The organism is uncultured Gimesia sp., from assembly GCF_937919775.1.
Classification (GTDB): domain Bacteria; phylum Planctomycetota; class Planctomycetia; order Planctomycetales; family Planctomycetaceae; genus Gimesia.
The window spans coordinates 1-15,048 of sequence record NZ_CALFPF010000551.1 but is presented as its reverse complement, the minus strand read 5'-3'; the positions used below and the strand labels follow the sequence as shown (position 1 = coordinate 15,048).

The 15,048-nt window shown below is 45.4% G+C and carries 18 protein-coding genes; 7 read left to right on the top strand and 11 right to left on the bottom strand.

Annotated elements, in window-relative coordinates:
* The first annotated feature begins 238 nt into the window (after positions 1–238).
* Together Q0294_RS15905 and Q0294_RS15900 are read left to right on the top strand one after the other, a co-directional pair.
* Positions 239–1,087 (top strand): glucosamine-6-phosphate isomerase, encoded by an 849-nt coding sequence (locus Q0294_RS15905; protein ID WP_299467416.1) that lies wholly within the window; start codon positions 239–241, stop codon positions 1,085–1,087.
* 39 nt (positions 1,088–1,126) lie between these two features.
* The gene (locus Q0294_RS15900) at positions 1,127–1,837 is read left to right on the top strand and encodes a PIG-L family deacetylase (RefSeq protein WP_299467414.1); all 711 of its coding nucleotides are present in this window, start codon (positions 1,127–1,129) and stop codon (positions 1,835–1,837) included.
* A gap of 28 nt (positions 1,838–1,865) precedes the next feature.
* Here Q0294_RS15900 and Q0294_RS15895 read toward each other — a convergent pair whose 3' ends face one another.
* The 11 genes from Q0294_RS15895 to Q0294_RS15845 form a co-directional block, all read right to left on the bottom strand.
* Positions 1,866–2,933, bottom strand: a complete 1,068-nt coding sequence (locus Q0294_RS15895; protein ID WP_299467412.1) for an AAA family ATPase — start codon at positions 2,931–2,933, stop codon at positions 1,866–1,868.
* 29 nt (positions 2,934–2,962) lie between these two features.
* Positions 2,963–3,520 (bottom strand): ParB N-terminal domain-containing protein, encoded by a 558-nt coding sequence (locus Q0294_RS15890; RefSeq protein ID WP_299467410.1) that lies wholly within the window; start codon positions 3,518–3,520, stop codon positions 2,963–2,965.
* Between the two features lie 22 nt (positions 3,521–3,542).
* Entirely contained in the window at positions 3,543–3,803 is a 261-nt protein-coding gene (locus Q0294_RS15885) for a hypothetical protein (RefSeq protein ID WP_299467408.1), read from the bottom strand.
* Positions 3,804–3,935: 132 nt separating this feature from the next.
* Positions 3,936–4,382: a hypothetical protein gene (locus tag Q0294_RS15880; RefSeq protein WP_299467406.1), complete on the bottom strand. Its 447-nt coding sequence runs from the start codon at positions 4,380–4,382 to the stop codon at positions 3,936–3,938.
* A gap of 135 nt (positions 4,383–4,517) precedes the next feature.
* Positions 4,518–4,787: a hypothetical protein gene (locus Q0294_RS15875; protein WP_299467404.1), complete on the bottom strand. Its 270-nt coding sequence runs from the start codon at positions 4,785–4,787 to the stop codon at positions 4,518–4,520.
* Positions 4,787–5,644 carry a hypothetical protein gene (locus Q0294_RS15870; RefSeq protein WP_299467402.1) on the bottom strand — a complete coding sequence of 286 codons (858 nt, stop codon included), beginning with the start codon at positions 5,642–5,644 and terminating at the stop codon, positions 4,787–4,789. The genes Q0294_RS15875 and Q0294_RS15870 overlap by 1 nt, the downstream gene beginning before the upstream one ends.
* Positions 5,638–6,012 (bottom strand): hypothetical protein, encoded by a 375-nt coding sequence (locus tag Q0294_RS15865; protein WP_299467399.1) that lies wholly within the window; start codon positions 6,010–6,012, stop codon positions 5,638–5,640. Before Q0294_RS15865 ends, Q0294_RS15870 begins: the two co-directional genes overlap by 7 nt.
* The gene (locus tag Q0294_RS15860; protein WP_299467397.1) at positions 6,012–6,257 is read right to left on the bottom strand and encodes a hypothetical protein; all 246 of its coding nucleotides are present in this window, start codon (positions 6,255–6,257) and stop codon (positions 6,012–6,014) included. Before Q0294_RS15860 ends, Q0294_RS15865 begins: the two co-directional genes overlap by 1 nt.
* Before the next feature lie 196 nt (positions 6,258–6,453).
* Complete coding sequence (locus Q0294_RS15855; RefSeq protein ID WP_299467395.1) at positions 6,454–6,747, bottom strand: hypothetical protein; 294 nt, start codon at positions 6,745–6,747, stop codon at positions 6,454–6,456.
* 168 nt (positions 6,748–6,915) lie between these two features.
* On the bottom strand, positions 6,916–7,494 hold the full coding sequence (locus Q0294_RS15850) for a response regulator (protein WP_299467393.1): 579 nt from the start codon (positions 7,492–7,494) through the stop codon (positions 6,916–6,918).
* Between the two features lie 538 nt (positions 7,495–8,032).
* Positions 8,033–8,287, bottom strand: coding sequence for a hypothetical protein (locus Q0294_RS15845; RefSeq protein ID WP_299467391.1), 255 nt, complete (start codon positions 8,285–8,287; stop codon positions 8,033–8,035).
* Between the two features lie 502 nt (positions 8,288–8,789).
* Between Q0294_RS15845 and Q0294_RS15840 the strand changes: the two genes are divergently transcribed.
* The 5 genes from Q0294_RS15840 to Q0294_RS15820 form a co-directional block, all read left to right on the top strand.
* Positions 8,790–9,806 (top strand): polysaccharide deacetylase family protein, encoded by a 1,017-nt coding sequence (locus Q0294_RS15840; protein WP_299467389.1) that lies wholly within the window; start codon positions 8,790–8,792, stop codon positions 9,804–9,806.
* Positions 9,807–9,852: 46 nt separating this feature from the next.
* The gene (locus tag Q0294_RS15835) at positions 9,853–10,923 is read left to right on the top strand and encodes an isochorismatase family protein (protein ID WP_299467387.1); all 1,071 of its coding nucleotides are present in this window, start codon (positions 9,853–9,855) and stop codon (positions 10,921–10,923) included.
* 139 nt (positions 10,924–11,062) lie between these two features.
* On the top strand, positions 11,063–12,811 hold the full coding sequence (locus tag Q0294_RS15830; RefSeq protein ID WP_299467385.1) for an Nramp family divalent metal transporter: 1,749 nt from the start codon (positions 11,063–11,065) through the stop codon (positions 12,809–12,811).
* A gap of 506 nt (positions 12,812–13,317) precedes the next feature.
* Entirely contained in the window at positions 13,318–14,247 is a 930-nt protein-coding gene (gene cysK, locus Q0294_RS15825; RefSeq protein WP_299467383.1) for a cysteine synthase A, read from the top strand.
* A 260-nt stretch (positions 14,248–14,507) separates the two neighbouring features.
* Positions 14,508–15,048, top strand: a 541-nt coding sequence (locus Q0294_RS15820) for an aminotransferase class I/II-fold pyridoxal phosphate-dependent enzyme (RefSeq protein ID WP_299467381.1), incomplete at its 3' end; no start/stop codon positions are given.

Below are 15,048 nucleotides of genomic sequence, written 5' to 3'. Positions count from 1 at the left end.
CTGTCGTTAGCATAGTGTTCAACGGAATTGGGATCACGCCCGCCTTAAAAATCGTTACATTAATATTTGGACTGAATTTACTGACCTCGACCGGTTGCGGATCAATGCCTGTATTATAAGTTCATCCGTTTTGAATATTCCACGCTGGCAATTTGTATTATGCTATATTATGAAGCTTTCATCACGATCTGTATGATGGAATAGAATCCTGCCTCGAAGTAAAAGTACACTCAGCACTATGACAGCTCAATTTCCCGATTATCTTAAAATCACCCGCGACACCTTAGCCACAGAAACAGCAGTTAAGCTAACTGTCGTGAAAGATATGCCGGATGTCGCCCAACATATGGCATTGGCGATGCTGCAGGTAATAGTTGCCGCTGAACAAAAAGGGCATCCTGCAACATTAATCGTTCCCGTCGGTCCAGTCGATCAGTACCCTATTCTGGCTGATTTATTGAACGCACGGCGCTACTCTCTCCGGGATGTCATGCTGATCAATATGGACGAGTATCTGACCGACGACGATCAATGGGTTGATATTTCGCATCCCCTCAGTTTTCGAGGTTACATGAATCGAAAATTCTATGATTTATTGAATCCGGAGTTGGCGCCTTTGCCAGAAAACCGTATCTGCCCGGATCCGAACAACGTAAGTGCCATTCAACGTTTGATAAATCAACGGGGAGGTGTTGATGCCTGCTTTGGGGGAATTGGCATCAATGGGCATATCGCCTTTAATGAACCACCTGAACCGGAACAAAATATTTCCGCTGAATCATTCGCGCAGTTACCCACTCGTAATCTGGATTTAACTCGGGAAACAAGAACCATCAACTCCGTGACAGTCGGCGGCGAAATTTCTATAATTCCCTGGCGGGCTGTTACCATAGGCATGAAAGAAATTCTGGGAGCAAGAGAACAACATTTCTACTGTAATCGTATCTGGCAAAGTTCAGTCATTCGCAGAGTCCTGCATGGTCCTGTCACCAGTGCCTGCCCGGCTTCACTGTTACGAACACACCCTGATGTCAATTTGACCGTAGCTGAATATGTTGCTGAACTCCCCGACATTCGTCTGCGTTAATTTGAACTCACCGATCTCTCTGTAGAATTTTTTCGCACCATGAAATTAAACTTCCAACAAGAACGCATTCTCGCAGTGGTAGCCCATCCTGATGATGCAGAACTATTATGCGCGGGGACATTGGCGCGGGCTCATTCCGAAGGTGCTACGATTGGAATTTGCGTGCTCTGCCAGGGGGATAAAGGGCAGCCGAAACCTCCCATTCACAACCTGACTGAAGTCCGACAGCAGGAAATGCAATCGGCTGCAAAATTACTCGGTGCGGATCTCTTCTTTGGCGAGAGTCCGGATGGCGTTCTGTTTGACAGCGTAGAACAACGTCTCATTCTGACAGAAGTCATTCGCCAGTTTTCTCCGACACTTGTGTTGGCACACTCACAATCAGACTATCACGCCGACCACCGTGCTGCCTCTGTCATCACTGAAGCGGCGACCTGGTTTAGCGCCTCCGCCGGCAATCAAACGCAGTCATCTGCATTAAATAAACCACCTGTTCTCTGGTGGCTGGATACCGTCAACATGACGCAATTTGAGCCCCATTTTTATATTGATGTCAGCAAATTCGTTGATATCAAACTGGCGATGCTCAATTGCCATCAAAGCCAGCTACAACGCGGCACAGATGCCAGTTTCTCTCCTCTACAAGACCTGATGCTCCAGCAATGTGCGACCCGCGGTGCCCAATCGGGAGTTTCCGCTGCGGAAGCCTTTCGAAGCCATACTGCATGGAAACGTTGTGCCGCCTGGTAACAATTCGCCAAGATGATTTTCATCCTGTTCAAATCAGGCCAAACCCCTTTGCCTCTTGTCTTCGTTCTGGCCCTACATAGCGGAAGCTGGCAGTGATTCTTCCACGGCTGGAAGAAATTCGACGTTTGCCTTTTCGTTCTAACCCGCATTGACGTTGCACAGAAGATGGTTTGCGAGTCATTTTCCAGAATTTTGATTTCGCCCGATGACGGATCATGGCAGGATGCCCGGTGACACTGGTATATGGCTTCTTACAACAATAAAGCGAAGCCACATATTCGCTCAGCGCATTGCCTATGCCAATTCCTTGAAAATCCGGAAGACAAACTGTTCGATGCTCTCGAAAAGAAGAGGCCGTTTTGTGCGGAAAATGGATCACCGCGGTGAAAGCCGCCGGCTGTCCATCAGCTAAAGCCATAAAGCAATTCGCGGATTTCTGTAACGTGGAATCTAAATAGTGATGTTTCCGGAATAGTTCCCACGCACTTCGATGCACGTTAATAATTTCGAGAGAGACTGGGGGCCGCGATTGCCTTTCACACCTCCATTGAAAATCATTTGTTGATGGCTGGTAAATCCAATCGGGATCGATCCAGTCAAGAATGTCGTAGTGACAAGTTACCGCGATAAATTTCTGATCTCGCTTCCGTACTGTTTTCGCAATGGCACAACTGCCAATCTGGGCAACAGTGCGGTCAACCACCGAAGAAAACTCATCGATAACAACTAGTTCATTCTGCTCTGCCAAAGCTCTCGCAATCGTCACGCGGAACTGCTCACCATTCGAAAGAACATGATAAGGCTTCAACCAGCCCGGAGGCGAAGAGAAACCTACCGAGGAGAGCAGGGCAGTGATTTCTTTAATTCCCATTGCCTGGGGAAAGGAATCAATAATGCTTTTCTTTTGAAACCATTCAAATCCGTCGATAAAATTATTTCGAAACAGTTCTCTGGCGATAGTGGTTTTTCCACATCCGGATGGGCCAACAATCAAACCAATATGCCAAGCATGCTCTTCAACGGGGAGATCTGCCGACCACTCAATTCGACTTTTCTTTTCCGCAGGGAGATCAAACATTCCCTCCAGTTGAATCACACGGGGACTGCGGATTACATGAGACTCCTTTATGATATCCACGCGCGACATTTAAATCCCTCTTTTTTGAATCGCTTTAAGAGCGCAACTTGCTCGGATTCATCTTTGCAATCTATCAGTACATTGAAAGAGTCCACCAACAAATGCGATTCGTCTTCACCTTCGAAAATATTTTCCAGCTCTGAACCATCAGTCAGTCGAGAATTCAGTAGCTCCTGCAGATCCGTAGAATCCACAGATATCGAAGTGATCAGATTATTCAAAGCGATCTGATCAGTACTCGCCATTGTTGTGACAAAATCGAATGTCGCCAGAATTTTATCTGCTTCTGCTTTCGTCACATCCAGAATCAGGCAGGGAACTTGTTCCTCTTCGGCGATATCCGCTCGTAAATGACCATCAATCAATTCGAACGTTCCATCCTTACAATCTCGAACCAGACAAGCTGAAGCGAATCCCACTTCTTTCAGGATCGCTCGTAATGCGGTTTCCTGTGGTTCATTGTGACGCCGCCAGTTTTTCACATTGCGTTTGAGTTGTGAAGCCTTGATTCGTCTAAGACTTTTTATGCGGTCTTTTAATTGCATATTTACTCAACTTAAAAAGAATTTACAGACAATCCAGGCAACGATTTGATCCATAACGTTGACGGATCTGATCTTTGTGATAATCGCCTTTGAAAATGGGTGCACCACACCGGGCACAAGAAGAAATGGGTTCGTGCTTCACCAGCACTGAACTGACAACAAGATCAGGAAACTCGGCTTCAACCATTTTTGCCGCTAAGACGTGTGTTTGTGCTTCCCGATCAAGTCGTTTTACAGGGCGTTGATTATTTTCCTGGGCAAGGTAAACAATAAAATGAGGCATGTCATACTCCTTTTCAAATCTGGAAATTTCGATCTCAAAACGACTTTCAATATTCATTCTAAAAAGAATTCGATGATTGTCATGAGGTGCATACAGGCATCTGTGCTCAAACTGAATCAGAATAGCTTGCCTCTATTTCACAAGCTCTAAATCAAACAACGTGTCATGATCTGGGGGAAACACAGTTTCATTTGCTGGAGTTGGCTTGTTCTTCAACGCGTCCCAGATCAGATAACCGCCCGCAGGTACTCCGATTCCTGTAGTTATCAATCCCGCTGCCAACGCCAGTTTTGCCAGCGTTCCAGCCGAATTTCCGCTTGCTGGCATGTACTGGTGAATCACGCTGTTGTCGTCTCCGATGTGCATTTCCTCGCCCTCTGGCCGGTTGTTGTCAACGACATCTTTACCGAGCAGTTTTTCGCGGGTCGACATTACCAGCGAATTCACGTTGTCAAACCGTTTGACCGTTTGTCTCAGTCCTTCCGCCCGTTCCCCCACTTTCACCTTCCACCACGTTTGAGCTATTTTTTCCTTCCAATTCAAGGGAGTCTCCTGCTCCGTTGTCGTCGCTTCCACCATCCTCATTCCCCCATGAATGAACGAGCTTGCCGAACGTCCCGCTCTGGAACGCCCGGTCTAGCTCATTGTTGTCGGCAATCATTTGAGCATGAAAATCATTGCTCTGCCTGATCAGATCTTCTAATGGGCCACTCATTAGGTTGAGGTTGGCCCGGCAGGAACGTTTTTGCTGGCGACTTCACGAATACCAACGGCTTCGTCCAGGGTCACCATGCGTTTGTTTTCGAGGTAATCGTAGTCAACCACCTTTGCAACGGTGATAAAGTTGTTTTGAGCAACGGTCCCCGATTGCATGAGCTGCGTCAGCATGTGATTGGCAACATTGTCAGATAAGTCCACAGCCATCTCCTTTTCTCCTTCCCCATCAATGGGAATTTCAACATCCAAAATATCGCCGTCTGGCATTACTTAGCCTCACTTTGTTTAACGGCCTTAAAACGAAGCTTGATAGGATCACCAAGCGGGTACGTTTGCTTTGCGACTGATTCACCGTCTGCGCCGATGATCCATACGGGAATCTGCGTTTTATTCAGTTTGTCAATCTCAGCTTTGAGCTTCGATAGTTTATCCTCTAAGGCAGCTATCTGCTTGCTGTCGTCGGCTGGTCTGGGTTTTGCTGGTTCTCCTTCTACAACGATCACAGGCGGTTTACAGCGACAGTCTGGAAGTCTGCCATACTGATCGATTAGCTGCTGACGGATTAAAACGCCATCCGTGTAAATCGTGTTTGAATAGTCATGCCCCTTGATAATGCCGACCACTTGACCATTCACCAGAATCGGCCCGCCTGAATCCCCCTTGGCGACGATCTTGGAGAAGTACCGCCCGCTACGGTTCACGCGAATGGTTGCCCGTAGCGAACGCATGTCGTAAACGCCGTTTGAATACCCGTAGGCGACCGCTTCAACGCCGTTTGATGGTTGGCTCCCTGCAAGAGTAAAGCACTTTGTGGCGCTGATCTTCTGAGTTTCGATAATGGCGTAGTCAATGTCGTTCTCGTATCGCTTGTGAACGACTCTGGCCCCCCACCATTGCCCGCCATAGCCAACATGGATAGTTTTAGCCTGTAACACGTTATGAGCTGCTGTGATGTAAACTGATCGGTCTTCGATGTTGCCGACATAGGCACAAGCTCCGGTTCCGATAATCTGACGGCATCCGGTTTGTGTGCATTCGGATTCGGTCACTCGGACCACAAGTGCTTGAGCCTGCACAACGGAAGCCATCAGGAGGACAAGTAGAGTTGTGAGTGTTTTTACCATTTGATATACCGATCCCAAAACAAAAGCCAATAGTGCCAAAGGTTAGTCGGAACCTTTCCCTCTGCCCAATTAAAAGCAGCCACCCCAAACAGCCTCACGCGTCGAAAATAGACGTTTGCCATAAACTTCCCCAGATCACAGCGTCTCAAATTCCGATAAAATGCCTCGTCTGCTCGTTGACGATCTTTTTTGCACCCCCCTTTTGCATAGGCAAAATCATGCCAGTGGCAAGCAGGTCTGATATCAACGCCTCCCCACTGGTCGGGAGAATAACTGCATCCATTCGAAATAAAATAGTCGGGAGGTGCTGGTCCTTCCATGACTTCCACAAGCTTTTCAGGGAGATCACCGACTGTGAATTGATTCATCATTTTCCCCCGAAGACTCTGTCTTCGATACGGCTAATTCGTCTCTCATGCGAATTGACCATTTCAATAAGTAATTCCTTGTTGGCATCCAATTTTTCATCAATTTCGATAAGTTGATGACTATGTTCGATTAAAGTTTTCGCTGTCCAGGTGATGGCTCCCACTCCACCAGCAATGATGGGAGAGAAAACACAAGCAATCACCCACGCTGGAATGAATATTCCTTTACGAGCTGTTTCAGGCATTATGATCCCTGTTAAATCAGAAGAAGGAATTGATCTCTGTGGGTGTTAATAGTCGCGAATGGCGTGAGTGGTACAATCTGAAATTGCACAAAAAAAGCACCTGCCGTTGCTCAGAACGACAGGTGCTTGGGGATCACTTAATGCAGGAAAGGAATCAAACAGGTCTCAGGAAAAAACGTCTGTTAGCTATTATTTTTTATTGAAACTTTAATGGGAATTCACTGATCGCGAGTTGCTTGCTTTTAACTTCGCATAACCGTTTCCAGCCACTGGTTACTAATTGCTCTCTAAGAAGGACCTCAGATGCATCAAGCTCGCGCTTATCAAACGGTCCCTCTAAAATCACCGGATTAAAATGATCATCGACAATGAATTGGGCCATTGCAGGATTACATCTAATATGGTGCTCAGGCTGTAATTGTAATTCATCCTCGTTTACTTCGCCGATAATGTAGCGCAGATAGAGGCCACTATCTTCGATATTCTCCACTTCCTGACCACAGACTATGCAGAGATATCCCTGATCACATTTTGCCATAGCTCTTACTTACAAATTCACAACCAAGGGAAATAATAAACGGGAGAATCAATCGATCGTTAAAAGTCATTGACTCAGATGAATATTTTACTCCAGGTTATTACGGCAAGAGAACCTTCGTCAGGCCGTTTTTAAGTATTTCTTCAGGTTGGCAATCTCTTCCAGGAGGATTTTCAAGAATTCAGACGCCGCTGCCTTGTTGTCAGCTTTAAGAATCTCCCTCACCGACTGTCTGAGTTTCTGTGTAGGAGAATATAAATCAAGGGGCGTTTCACTTGTAGAGGCATGAATGACATTTAACGACATGTCATGCAATTCCTGTTTCAATTCATTTTGATCGAGTGGCTTAAACATAATTCTGGCAAAGCCAAGTTCACTCGCAAGTTGAATCCTCTGTATATTTCGATCTTGAGAATTTTTTTCAGGCCTGACCGCCGTCATCAAAATAAATTGAGGGGGAGGAACGGCACCACGATCAGAATAGCGTTCGACTCGTTGTGCCTTCTGGAATAAGTCGACCCCATCCATGCCGCTCATCACCAAATCAGTCAGGACGACATGGATTTCGTTATCTGTTTGCAGATACTTCAACGCTTCAAATCCAGATGATGCCATAGTTGCAGTGAAGCCTATTTTCTCCACTAACCGCGCATAATAGTGACACGAATACCCTATATCATCGACGACAAGAACTTTCATAAATCAGCCCCGGATCTTGAGGAATATTTGCTGTATCGCTATTCAATCCCAAGGAGATGGCAGGGAAGCTAACAAATTCCAAACTATAAATTATTAATTTCAATCGTTTATTTAATCAGGTATCAAGATCGGCATTTCAAGGTTTTTGCCTGTATCGTAAATACAGATTATCCACTCATAAAACTAATAAAATTGTTTATTATCAGCGAGTTCTGAATACTAAATCCTGCTTTGCAAAAGAACGACTTTCCCATGAATGTCCCATACACCGTAGTAATCCCCTGAAAACAAAAAAGCCACCTTTAAGTCTGAATTGTTTAAGACATGCATGTCCAATACTAAGCTGAAATGAGCTTCTTGTTACTGACATTATTGCTGCGATAGGTGCGTTCATTACTGGAAAGGGAGGAAATTATTCACAACATGCCCTGAGCGCCAGACCATGTTTTATGAATAAAAGCACTAACTTTAACCCATCACCGAACACAAAGAACGAGATTGCTAATACGACGAATTCAATACTGCAAACGAAGCTATTTTAGACTTCCTTCTGCTTCTGACTTGTCCAAAATTCTTGTGCATCAACGATAACATTGCTGCCAAATTTAAAATAAGGGACTCCAGACTCTTTTAAAAGTTCCTTGAAGTTTTTTTCTGTCATCCCAAAAAGTTGTGCCCAAATCTTACTACTGAATTTTCCAGTTTGTGGAAATGCTCCCGGCGATCGTACCAGGTTTGCAACGAGGTCAAATGCAAATTTATCTGACTCGATATATTTGTTTGATTCCGTCATGAGATCAAACCTTAACAGTTTTTTTACAACGCGGTTTTTCAAAACCCAACAGGAAGCGCGTACGTTTTACGCAGTTCAGTATTATCCAGTGAAATCGAACAGCTGATTCAATCGGAGACAAATGACTCCAACAATCATATGGTTTGGGAAAGAAACAACGCGGTAAAAAAACTCAGCGACACCTACAGCGGTCACTACGCGGCTGCCCCCAGGCAGATATGGAATCGTGGTCACACCACTCCAAAACAATCAAAATGATTCTAACATCTCCGAGTGAACAAAGCAATATACATCTTGTTTTTTTTCTTGAGTTCAATCGGTCAAACATTTGATGAATTTGCCCTGTTTTATAGTGTTTATTAACACAAATCACGTATTTCACCATGACATTCAGAGAATCCAGATGAAACATCCACATTCTTTTATATAATCAGCTAAAACTAGTACAGTCAGGCTTTGTTCTCTCCTCTGAAATTCACTTAGAACTTCGAAGAAAAACTTGATGAAAAAAATAAACGCTATGCTCTCACGCCGCTCATTCATGGCTGCTTTGACGGCTTCCACTTTGGGGATACGGACACCATTTGCACGATCTGCTGATCACCCCTCGCAGAAAAAAGCACAAATTGCAATCACCTTTGATTTAGAAATGAGTCGCCAGTATCCGCAGAGGAAGATACTGGAGTGGGATTTTCAAAAAGGAAATTTGAATCAGGAAACAAAAGACTATTCACTCAAAGCAGCCGAGATTGCAAAAGAATCAGGGGGGACTATTCACTTTTTTTGTGTGGGACGTGTTTTAGAACAAAAAAATGTCAGCTGGCTCAAAAAAATATCAAAGTTGGGGCATCCTGTCGGTAATCACACCTACGACCATGTCAACGTATGGGCAACACAACCACAACAAACACAATTTCGTTTTCAACGTTCTCCCTGGTTACTCGGAGACAAATCAACAGAGCAGATTATTCGCCAAAATATCCGTATGACCACCGAAGCAATGAAGCAGCGTCTGGAGATCGTACCCGATGGTTTTAGAACACCCGGTGGGTCAAGTGATGGGCTGAATCAGCGGGAAGATCTGCAAAAAATGTTATTGGCTGAAGGCTTTAAATGGGTCAGTTCCAAGTATCCCAAACACGAATACAGTCGTCCCAAAGAAGAACCAACACAAGATATTTTTGACTCCATCTTAGAAGCCCAGCAAGCAGCTCAACCCTATCTTTATCCGACTGGGCTGATTGAAATTCCCATGAGCCCCATCAGTGATGTCGGTGCCTTTCGTACCAGTTACTGGAAACTCAATCACTTTCTCAAGTCTGTTGAACTTTGTATTGAACAGGCGATCGAGCAGGGTGGGGTTTTTGATTTTCTGTGCCACCCTTCCATTATGTATGTTGAAGACCCCAAGTTTGCAACAATCAAGTTAATTTGTGATCTGGTCAATCAAGCCGGAGACCGCGTGGAAATAGTTGGCTTAAGCGATATCGCAAAACGAGTGAGCAAAAATCAACACTGATTTTCTGTTTTAAAAAAATGCTATTCACAAAGGAGCTACACGAAAGATGAAAGGCACCCGTTTCATAATTTTCAGTTTAATGTTCGTTCTCCTTGTATCTGCAGAGCCTCACAACAGTTTTGCTGATGATGAAATACGTACTTATCAAAACACTTTGAACAGGTTGCATCAGCCGGCCCCTTTACTGGCTGATTACCCGGAGTTTATTCAGCCGATTGAAGAGGTCCGTCGTTTTGAAGCTCCTATATTAGTCAATGATGATGACGCCGATCTGAGTATAAGGTCCTGGAGATATTCCTATAACGCGCGTGGTATCATCGAAATTCCCAATAAAATCCGAGCCGACAAAACCGCTGTTATTATGGTCCATCCCTGGGGGATCGATGATGGTCAAGGCTGGAAAACTCCAGAACCGGCTGGAGTCGCTGACTTCTGCACACCTGAAAAGAATCACTTGGCAGGGCGACACACGCGTGAAGTGATCAACCCCTTTCTCAAGCGTATGAGAAACAACGTCGCATTTGTGATGTACAGCCTGATTGGTGAAGTTGATCCGGTCAGAAAAAAACTGTATCGATCGTTTGATTATAATCCTACAAAAGCAGAACGTGAACAGGCTCGTAAAGATCTTAAAATACAATTAATGAGTCTATCCTACGCAGGGGAGTCACTGCCTGTTCAATTCACATTGTCCAAAGAACTGCCTGTAATCGATTATTTCAAGCAATTTTCGGGTCTCAGTGCAGGTGATCGATTCAATGGCAAAGGCTTCTGGAATGTCCCCGTTCCGGTCACGAGTGACATCACGGTTCATGATGAGGACGTACTAATCTTTGACAGAGAAGGTTATGAGCCTTTGAAACTGTTTTTGAAGAAACAAGGCATTCGTCATATTTTATTAACAGGATATGCAACAGATATGTGCTTCTGTAAAACTACCGCCGGTTATGAAAACCTCGCACGCGATTTCAATGTCTTTCTTGTAGGTGATGCCACTCTAGCGACTTTTCCAGCCAATTCCTCGCCCAAATATGCAACGAATGCACATATTTCATTTGCTTCTTTAAATCATTTGATCACTCAGGTTTCCTGGATCAAACCACTCAGTTCAGACTGAATTTCGGACACTCTATCTTGAGTAAAGTAATTCAGCACTCCTTTTTTTATCTGGGCCTGTAATGAGTGGCGGGCTAAATACTTTCAGCTTAGAATGAGCGCATTCTGAATTCCGCTCGCCGTTCATGAAAGACGTTTCCATGTCAGATCAAAGCCAGCCTGATCTCGAGGAAGAAGTACCTGATGAGGTCATTCCACACCAATCTCTGCCTCCGCTTAAATACCGGGATCTACCACCGGCGATTTCCTGGCGAAAAATGATTGGTCCCAGCATTATGCTGGCAGGGCTCTCGCTTGGTTCGGGGGAATTTGTGCTCTGGCCTTACATCACTTATAAAACCGGATTCATCTTCTTCTGGGCCTGTGTACTAGGTGTGATGACACAGTTTTTTATGAATATGGAAATTGAACGCTGGACCCTGGTGACAGGGGAAAGTGCGATTACCGGTTTCTGCCGTCTGAACAAAAACTGGGCCTGGATTATGCTGCTGTTGAATATTATTCCCTGGGCGTGGCCGGGCTGGGCAACCGGTGCGGGAACCATGTTGAGTTGGACTCTTTTTGGCCCGGAAACGATTGCCAGCGTTCAAGTGGAACCAACGCCCTCGCAATTCTCACTGGAAGGGCTACCTGACAAAGTTGCTTACTCAGTTGAATCACATACATTGAAGTGGCGCGGCCCTATGAATGAATCCGAGCGAGACGCTTTGGGCAGTACATTCATTCGTAATCAAAGCAAGGATCCATCTCACGAACTGTTCGATAAAATCAATCAAGGTTATGATCTGCAATACGAGGCAAAATATAGTACGTTTCTGGGAATTGCAGGATTACTACTGGTCGGAATCGTCTTAACAACCGGACCGGTGGTCTATAACACTGTTGAAAAAATCCAGATCTTCCTGGTTGGAATGATCTTCCTCATCGCAGTGATCCTGGGCGTGTATCTTATCGAACCTTATGCCATTACATCCATGCTCAAAGGTGCGGTGAATATCGGGAAGATGCCCGATGAATCCAGCGGATTATCAACGATGGCTCTTCTGGGAGCGTTAGCGTTTGCCGGTGCTGGCGGAACCATGAATCTGGGTCAAAGCAACTTCATCAAAGACAAAGGCTACGGAATGGGCAAGTACATCGGTCGTATTACCAGCCCGATCACTGGTCAGGAAGAGGCGGTCAGTGAAGTCGGTTTTCATTTTAAACATACTGCTGAAAACCAAAAACGCTGGCGACAATGGTGGCGGGCTGCCAATATCGAACACTTCTTCAGTTTCTTTCTCACCTGTCTGACTTGCCTGGTTCTGTTATCGCTGATTTCTTATTCCCTGTTTTATGATGCAAACGGTCAACTGATAGAGGGAGTGTCGCAGTTTGGCTCCGGTCTTAATTTTATCTGGGGTCAGGCAACCCTGCTTGAAAACCGACTCGGTGGAACCTTCAAGTTGCTCTTTCTCTTGATGGGAGCCGCGATTCTACTCACGACCGAACTGGGCGTTCTCGACGCAACCGCGCGGATCTCTGCGGATATCCTGAAAGTGAATTACCTGAGAGACAATGAACACTGGTCGTTGAGCAAACTTTATTATGTCTTTCTCTGGAGTGAGATTCTGTTAGGTTCTGCAATCCTGTTATATGGCTCTATTGACCCACAGTTCAAACAGCCTTTATTTCTCATTGAGACTTCAGCAGCCATGAACGGTGGCGTGATGTTTCTCTATTCCTTGATTTTGTTGTATATGAACTCGAAAATTCTCAGTCGCAGTATCAGCACCAGCCCTCTTCGATTTGTGGTTATGGTCTGGGCAGCTGCTTTCTTTGGTTATTTCAGCCTGCAGGCATTTCAAGTACAAATCATCCCTTATTTTCAGTCCCTGTTCTCTTTTTGAGAGCAACTGGCTGGGAATGGTCTGCCTGCCTCGATCCCTCACAACGCGATTAAAATTCAATATTTGGCCCATTCTCTGTCACACAGGATGGCTTCGTCAGTATTCCTGCTGATTCATCAGTTTCTGGCAGGTATAAAAAAGTCGGTCCTTCATCGCCATTTAAGCTCCCTTTCTCCCCAGAATTAAGCTAAATACTTCTTGGAATCGCTCCGGAAATACCGTGATGTTCGTGATCTGTGTTTTGTATTGCAGAAGTTCTGTATCGCCGACTGCAAAGTAGAGTCTACGGATCGAAGCAAATCGGCTTTGAAATCCACCGGTAATACAACATTAAATAATAATGGGATTGCCACTTTTTCAGCGATTTTACATAATACAGGCGATCTGGTGAGGGCTGTCAAATTCCAGTCCCATAAGCGTTTATGCAATACAAGATAATATTTCGGCCTATAAAAATCCGATTTTGATAATTCGTCTTGAAGTTCCTGTCATTGAAAGAAAGAGACATGCCAATTTATAGCGACAACTCCGAAACAATCGGTAATACTCCTCTGGTTAAAATCAACCATTTAACTCAGGGGCTGAAAGCAACGGTCCTTGCCAAAATTGAAGGACGCAATCCTGCTTACAGTGTGAAGTGCCGTATCGGTGCGAATATGATTTGGGACGCTGAGAAAAGCGGCAAATTGAAACCGGGGATGCAAGTTGTTGAACCAACCAGCGGTAATACCGGAATAGCACTCTCGTTCGTTTGTGCCGCACGTGGGTATAAATTAACGCTCACAATGCCAGACTCAATGTCAGTAGAACGTCGCTTAATGCTGAAAGGCTTCGGTGCCAATCTGGTGCTTACGCCAGGCGCCGACGGCATGAAAGGAGCAATCCAAAAAGCGGAAGAATTGTCCGCCAGCCCGGAATTTTACATGCCTCAGCAATTTAATAATCCCGCCAATCCGGAAATCCACTTTAAGACCACAGGCCCGGAAATTTTTAATGACACTGAAGGAAACGTCGATTACTTTGTGGCGGGCGTTGGTACAGGCGGGACAATTACTGGTGTTTCACGATTTCTGAAACAAGAAAAAGGGCTGAAAGTGAAATCGGTCGCCGTGGAGCCAACAAGCAGTCCCGTACTTTCCGGAGGAGAACCTGGTAAGCATAAGATTCAGGGAATTGGAGCAGGGTTTATCCCGGCAAACTGTGACACGTCTCTGATTGATGAAGTCTTTCAGGTAACTGATGACGAGGCGTTTGAGATGGCAGGAAAACTTGCCCGACAAGAAGGAATTACCTGTGGAATCAGCTGCGGCGCAGCAATGCACGCCGCACTGGAAATTGCCAAACGCCCCGAAGCAGCGGGAAAAACGATTGTCGTGGTTCTCCCTGACTCTGGTGAACGGTACTTGTCTACACCGCTGTTTGATGATGCACGTTGAGGATACCAGGAAGGCTTCAAGTCATTATCAGTTCATGGGTTTTGAAATCAGCATCCCTGGAGTTATGATGCACAATCACCTTTGAGCTGAGTTCTCTGATCAGAACAGTAGTCACCAACAGTCAGTGACTGTATTCTTCACTAAAACAGAAATCGAGCAGAACCCCAAATCGTGTCTGGTGTCTCTTGAAAAAGGAGCCGCGCTGCAGGCAGACACCGGGTCATTCTTAAATCAATCATGAAATAATTGGATCGTTTACCATGCGTTTTGAAACCAAGTGCGTTCATACCGGAGTTGATAAAGACACTACCTTTAACAGCTGTACAACTCCGATTTACACAACATCGACATTCTACTGGGACAGTCTGGAAAGCCATAAAGGATTCGATTACACGCGAAGTGGAAATCCTACGCGAAGTGCCATGGAAGAAAACATCGCCGCACTGGAGGGGGGGGTCTCCTGTCGCGCAACGGCCACGGGCATGGCTGCCATCACGCTGGTCATGCACCTGTTCAAACCCGGCGATCACATTATCGCCGGGGATGACATTTATGGCGGGACATACCGTTTGTTTGCAGATGTGTTTACAAAATGGGGCATCAAGTTCTCCTTCGTAAAAATGAGAGATATTGAAACGCTCAAGTCAGCCATCACCCCGGAGACAAAAGGCATCTGGATCGAAACCCCCAGTAATCCTCTGCTGAACCTGGTTGATATCCAGGCTGTTACCAAAGTTGCTTCGGAAGCGGGTTCCGAAATCATCACCATTGCCGACAATACATTTTGCTCTCCCTATCTCC

Coding starts and splice junctions, on each gene's coding strand:
- Q0294_RS15905 (WP_299467416.1), top strand. CDS start 239: ATGACAGCTCAATTTCCCGATTATCTTAAAATCACCCGCGACACCTTA.
- Q0294_RS15900 (WP_299467414.1), top strand. CDS start 1,127: ATGAAATTAAACTTCCAACAAGAACGCATTCTCGCAGTGGTAGCCCAT.
- Q0294_RS15890 (WP_299467410.1), bottom strand. CDS start 3,520: ATGCAATTAAAAGACCGCATAAAAAGTCTTAGACGAATCAAGGCTTCA.
- Q0294_RS15885 (WP_299467408.1), bottom strand. CDS start 3,803: ATGCCTCATTTTATTGTTTACCTTGCCCAGGAAAATAATCAACGCCCT.
- Q0294_RS15880 (WP_299467406.1), bottom strand. CDS start 4,382: ATGGTGGAAGCGACGACAACGGAGCAGGAGACTCCCTTGAATTGGAAG.
- Q0294_RS15875 (WP_299467404.1), bottom strand. CDS start 4,787: ATGCCAGACGGCGATATTTTGGATGTTGAAATTCCCATTGATGGGGAA.
- Q0294_RS15870 (WP_299467402.1), bottom strand. CDS start 5,644: ATGGTAAAAACACTCACAACTCTACTTGTCCTCCTGATGGCTTCCGTT.
- Q0294_RS15865 (WP_299467399.1), bottom strand. CDS start 6,012: ATGAATCAATTCACAGTCGGTGATCTCCCTGAAAAGCTTGTGGAAGTC.
- Q0294_RS15860 (WP_299467397.1), bottom strand. CDS start 6,257: ATGCCTGAAACAGCTCGTAAAGGAATATTCATTCCAGCGTGGGTGATT.
- Q0294_RS15850 (WP_299467393.1), bottom strand. CDS start 7,494: ATGAAAGTTCTTGTCGTCGATGATATAGGGTATTCGTGTCACTATTAT.
- Q0294_RS15845 (WP_299467391.1), bottom strand. CDS start 8,287: ATGACGGAATCAAACAAATATATCGAGTCAGATAAATTTGCATTTGAC.
- Q0294_RS15840 (WP_299467389.1), top strand. CDS start 8,790: ATGAAAAAAATAAACGCTATGCTCTCACGCCGCTCATTCATGGCTGCT.
- Q0294_RS15835 (WP_299467387.1), top strand. CDS start 9,853: ATGAAAGGCACCCGTTTCATAATTTTCAGTTTAATGTTCGTTCTCCTT.
- Q0294_RS15830 (WP_299467385.1), top strand. CDS start 11,063: ATGTCAGATCAAAGCCAGCCTGATCTCGAGGAAGAAGTACCTGATGAG.
- cysK (WP_299467383.1), top strand. CDS start 13,318: ATGCCAATTTATAGCGACAACTCCGAAACAATCGGTAATACTCCTCTG.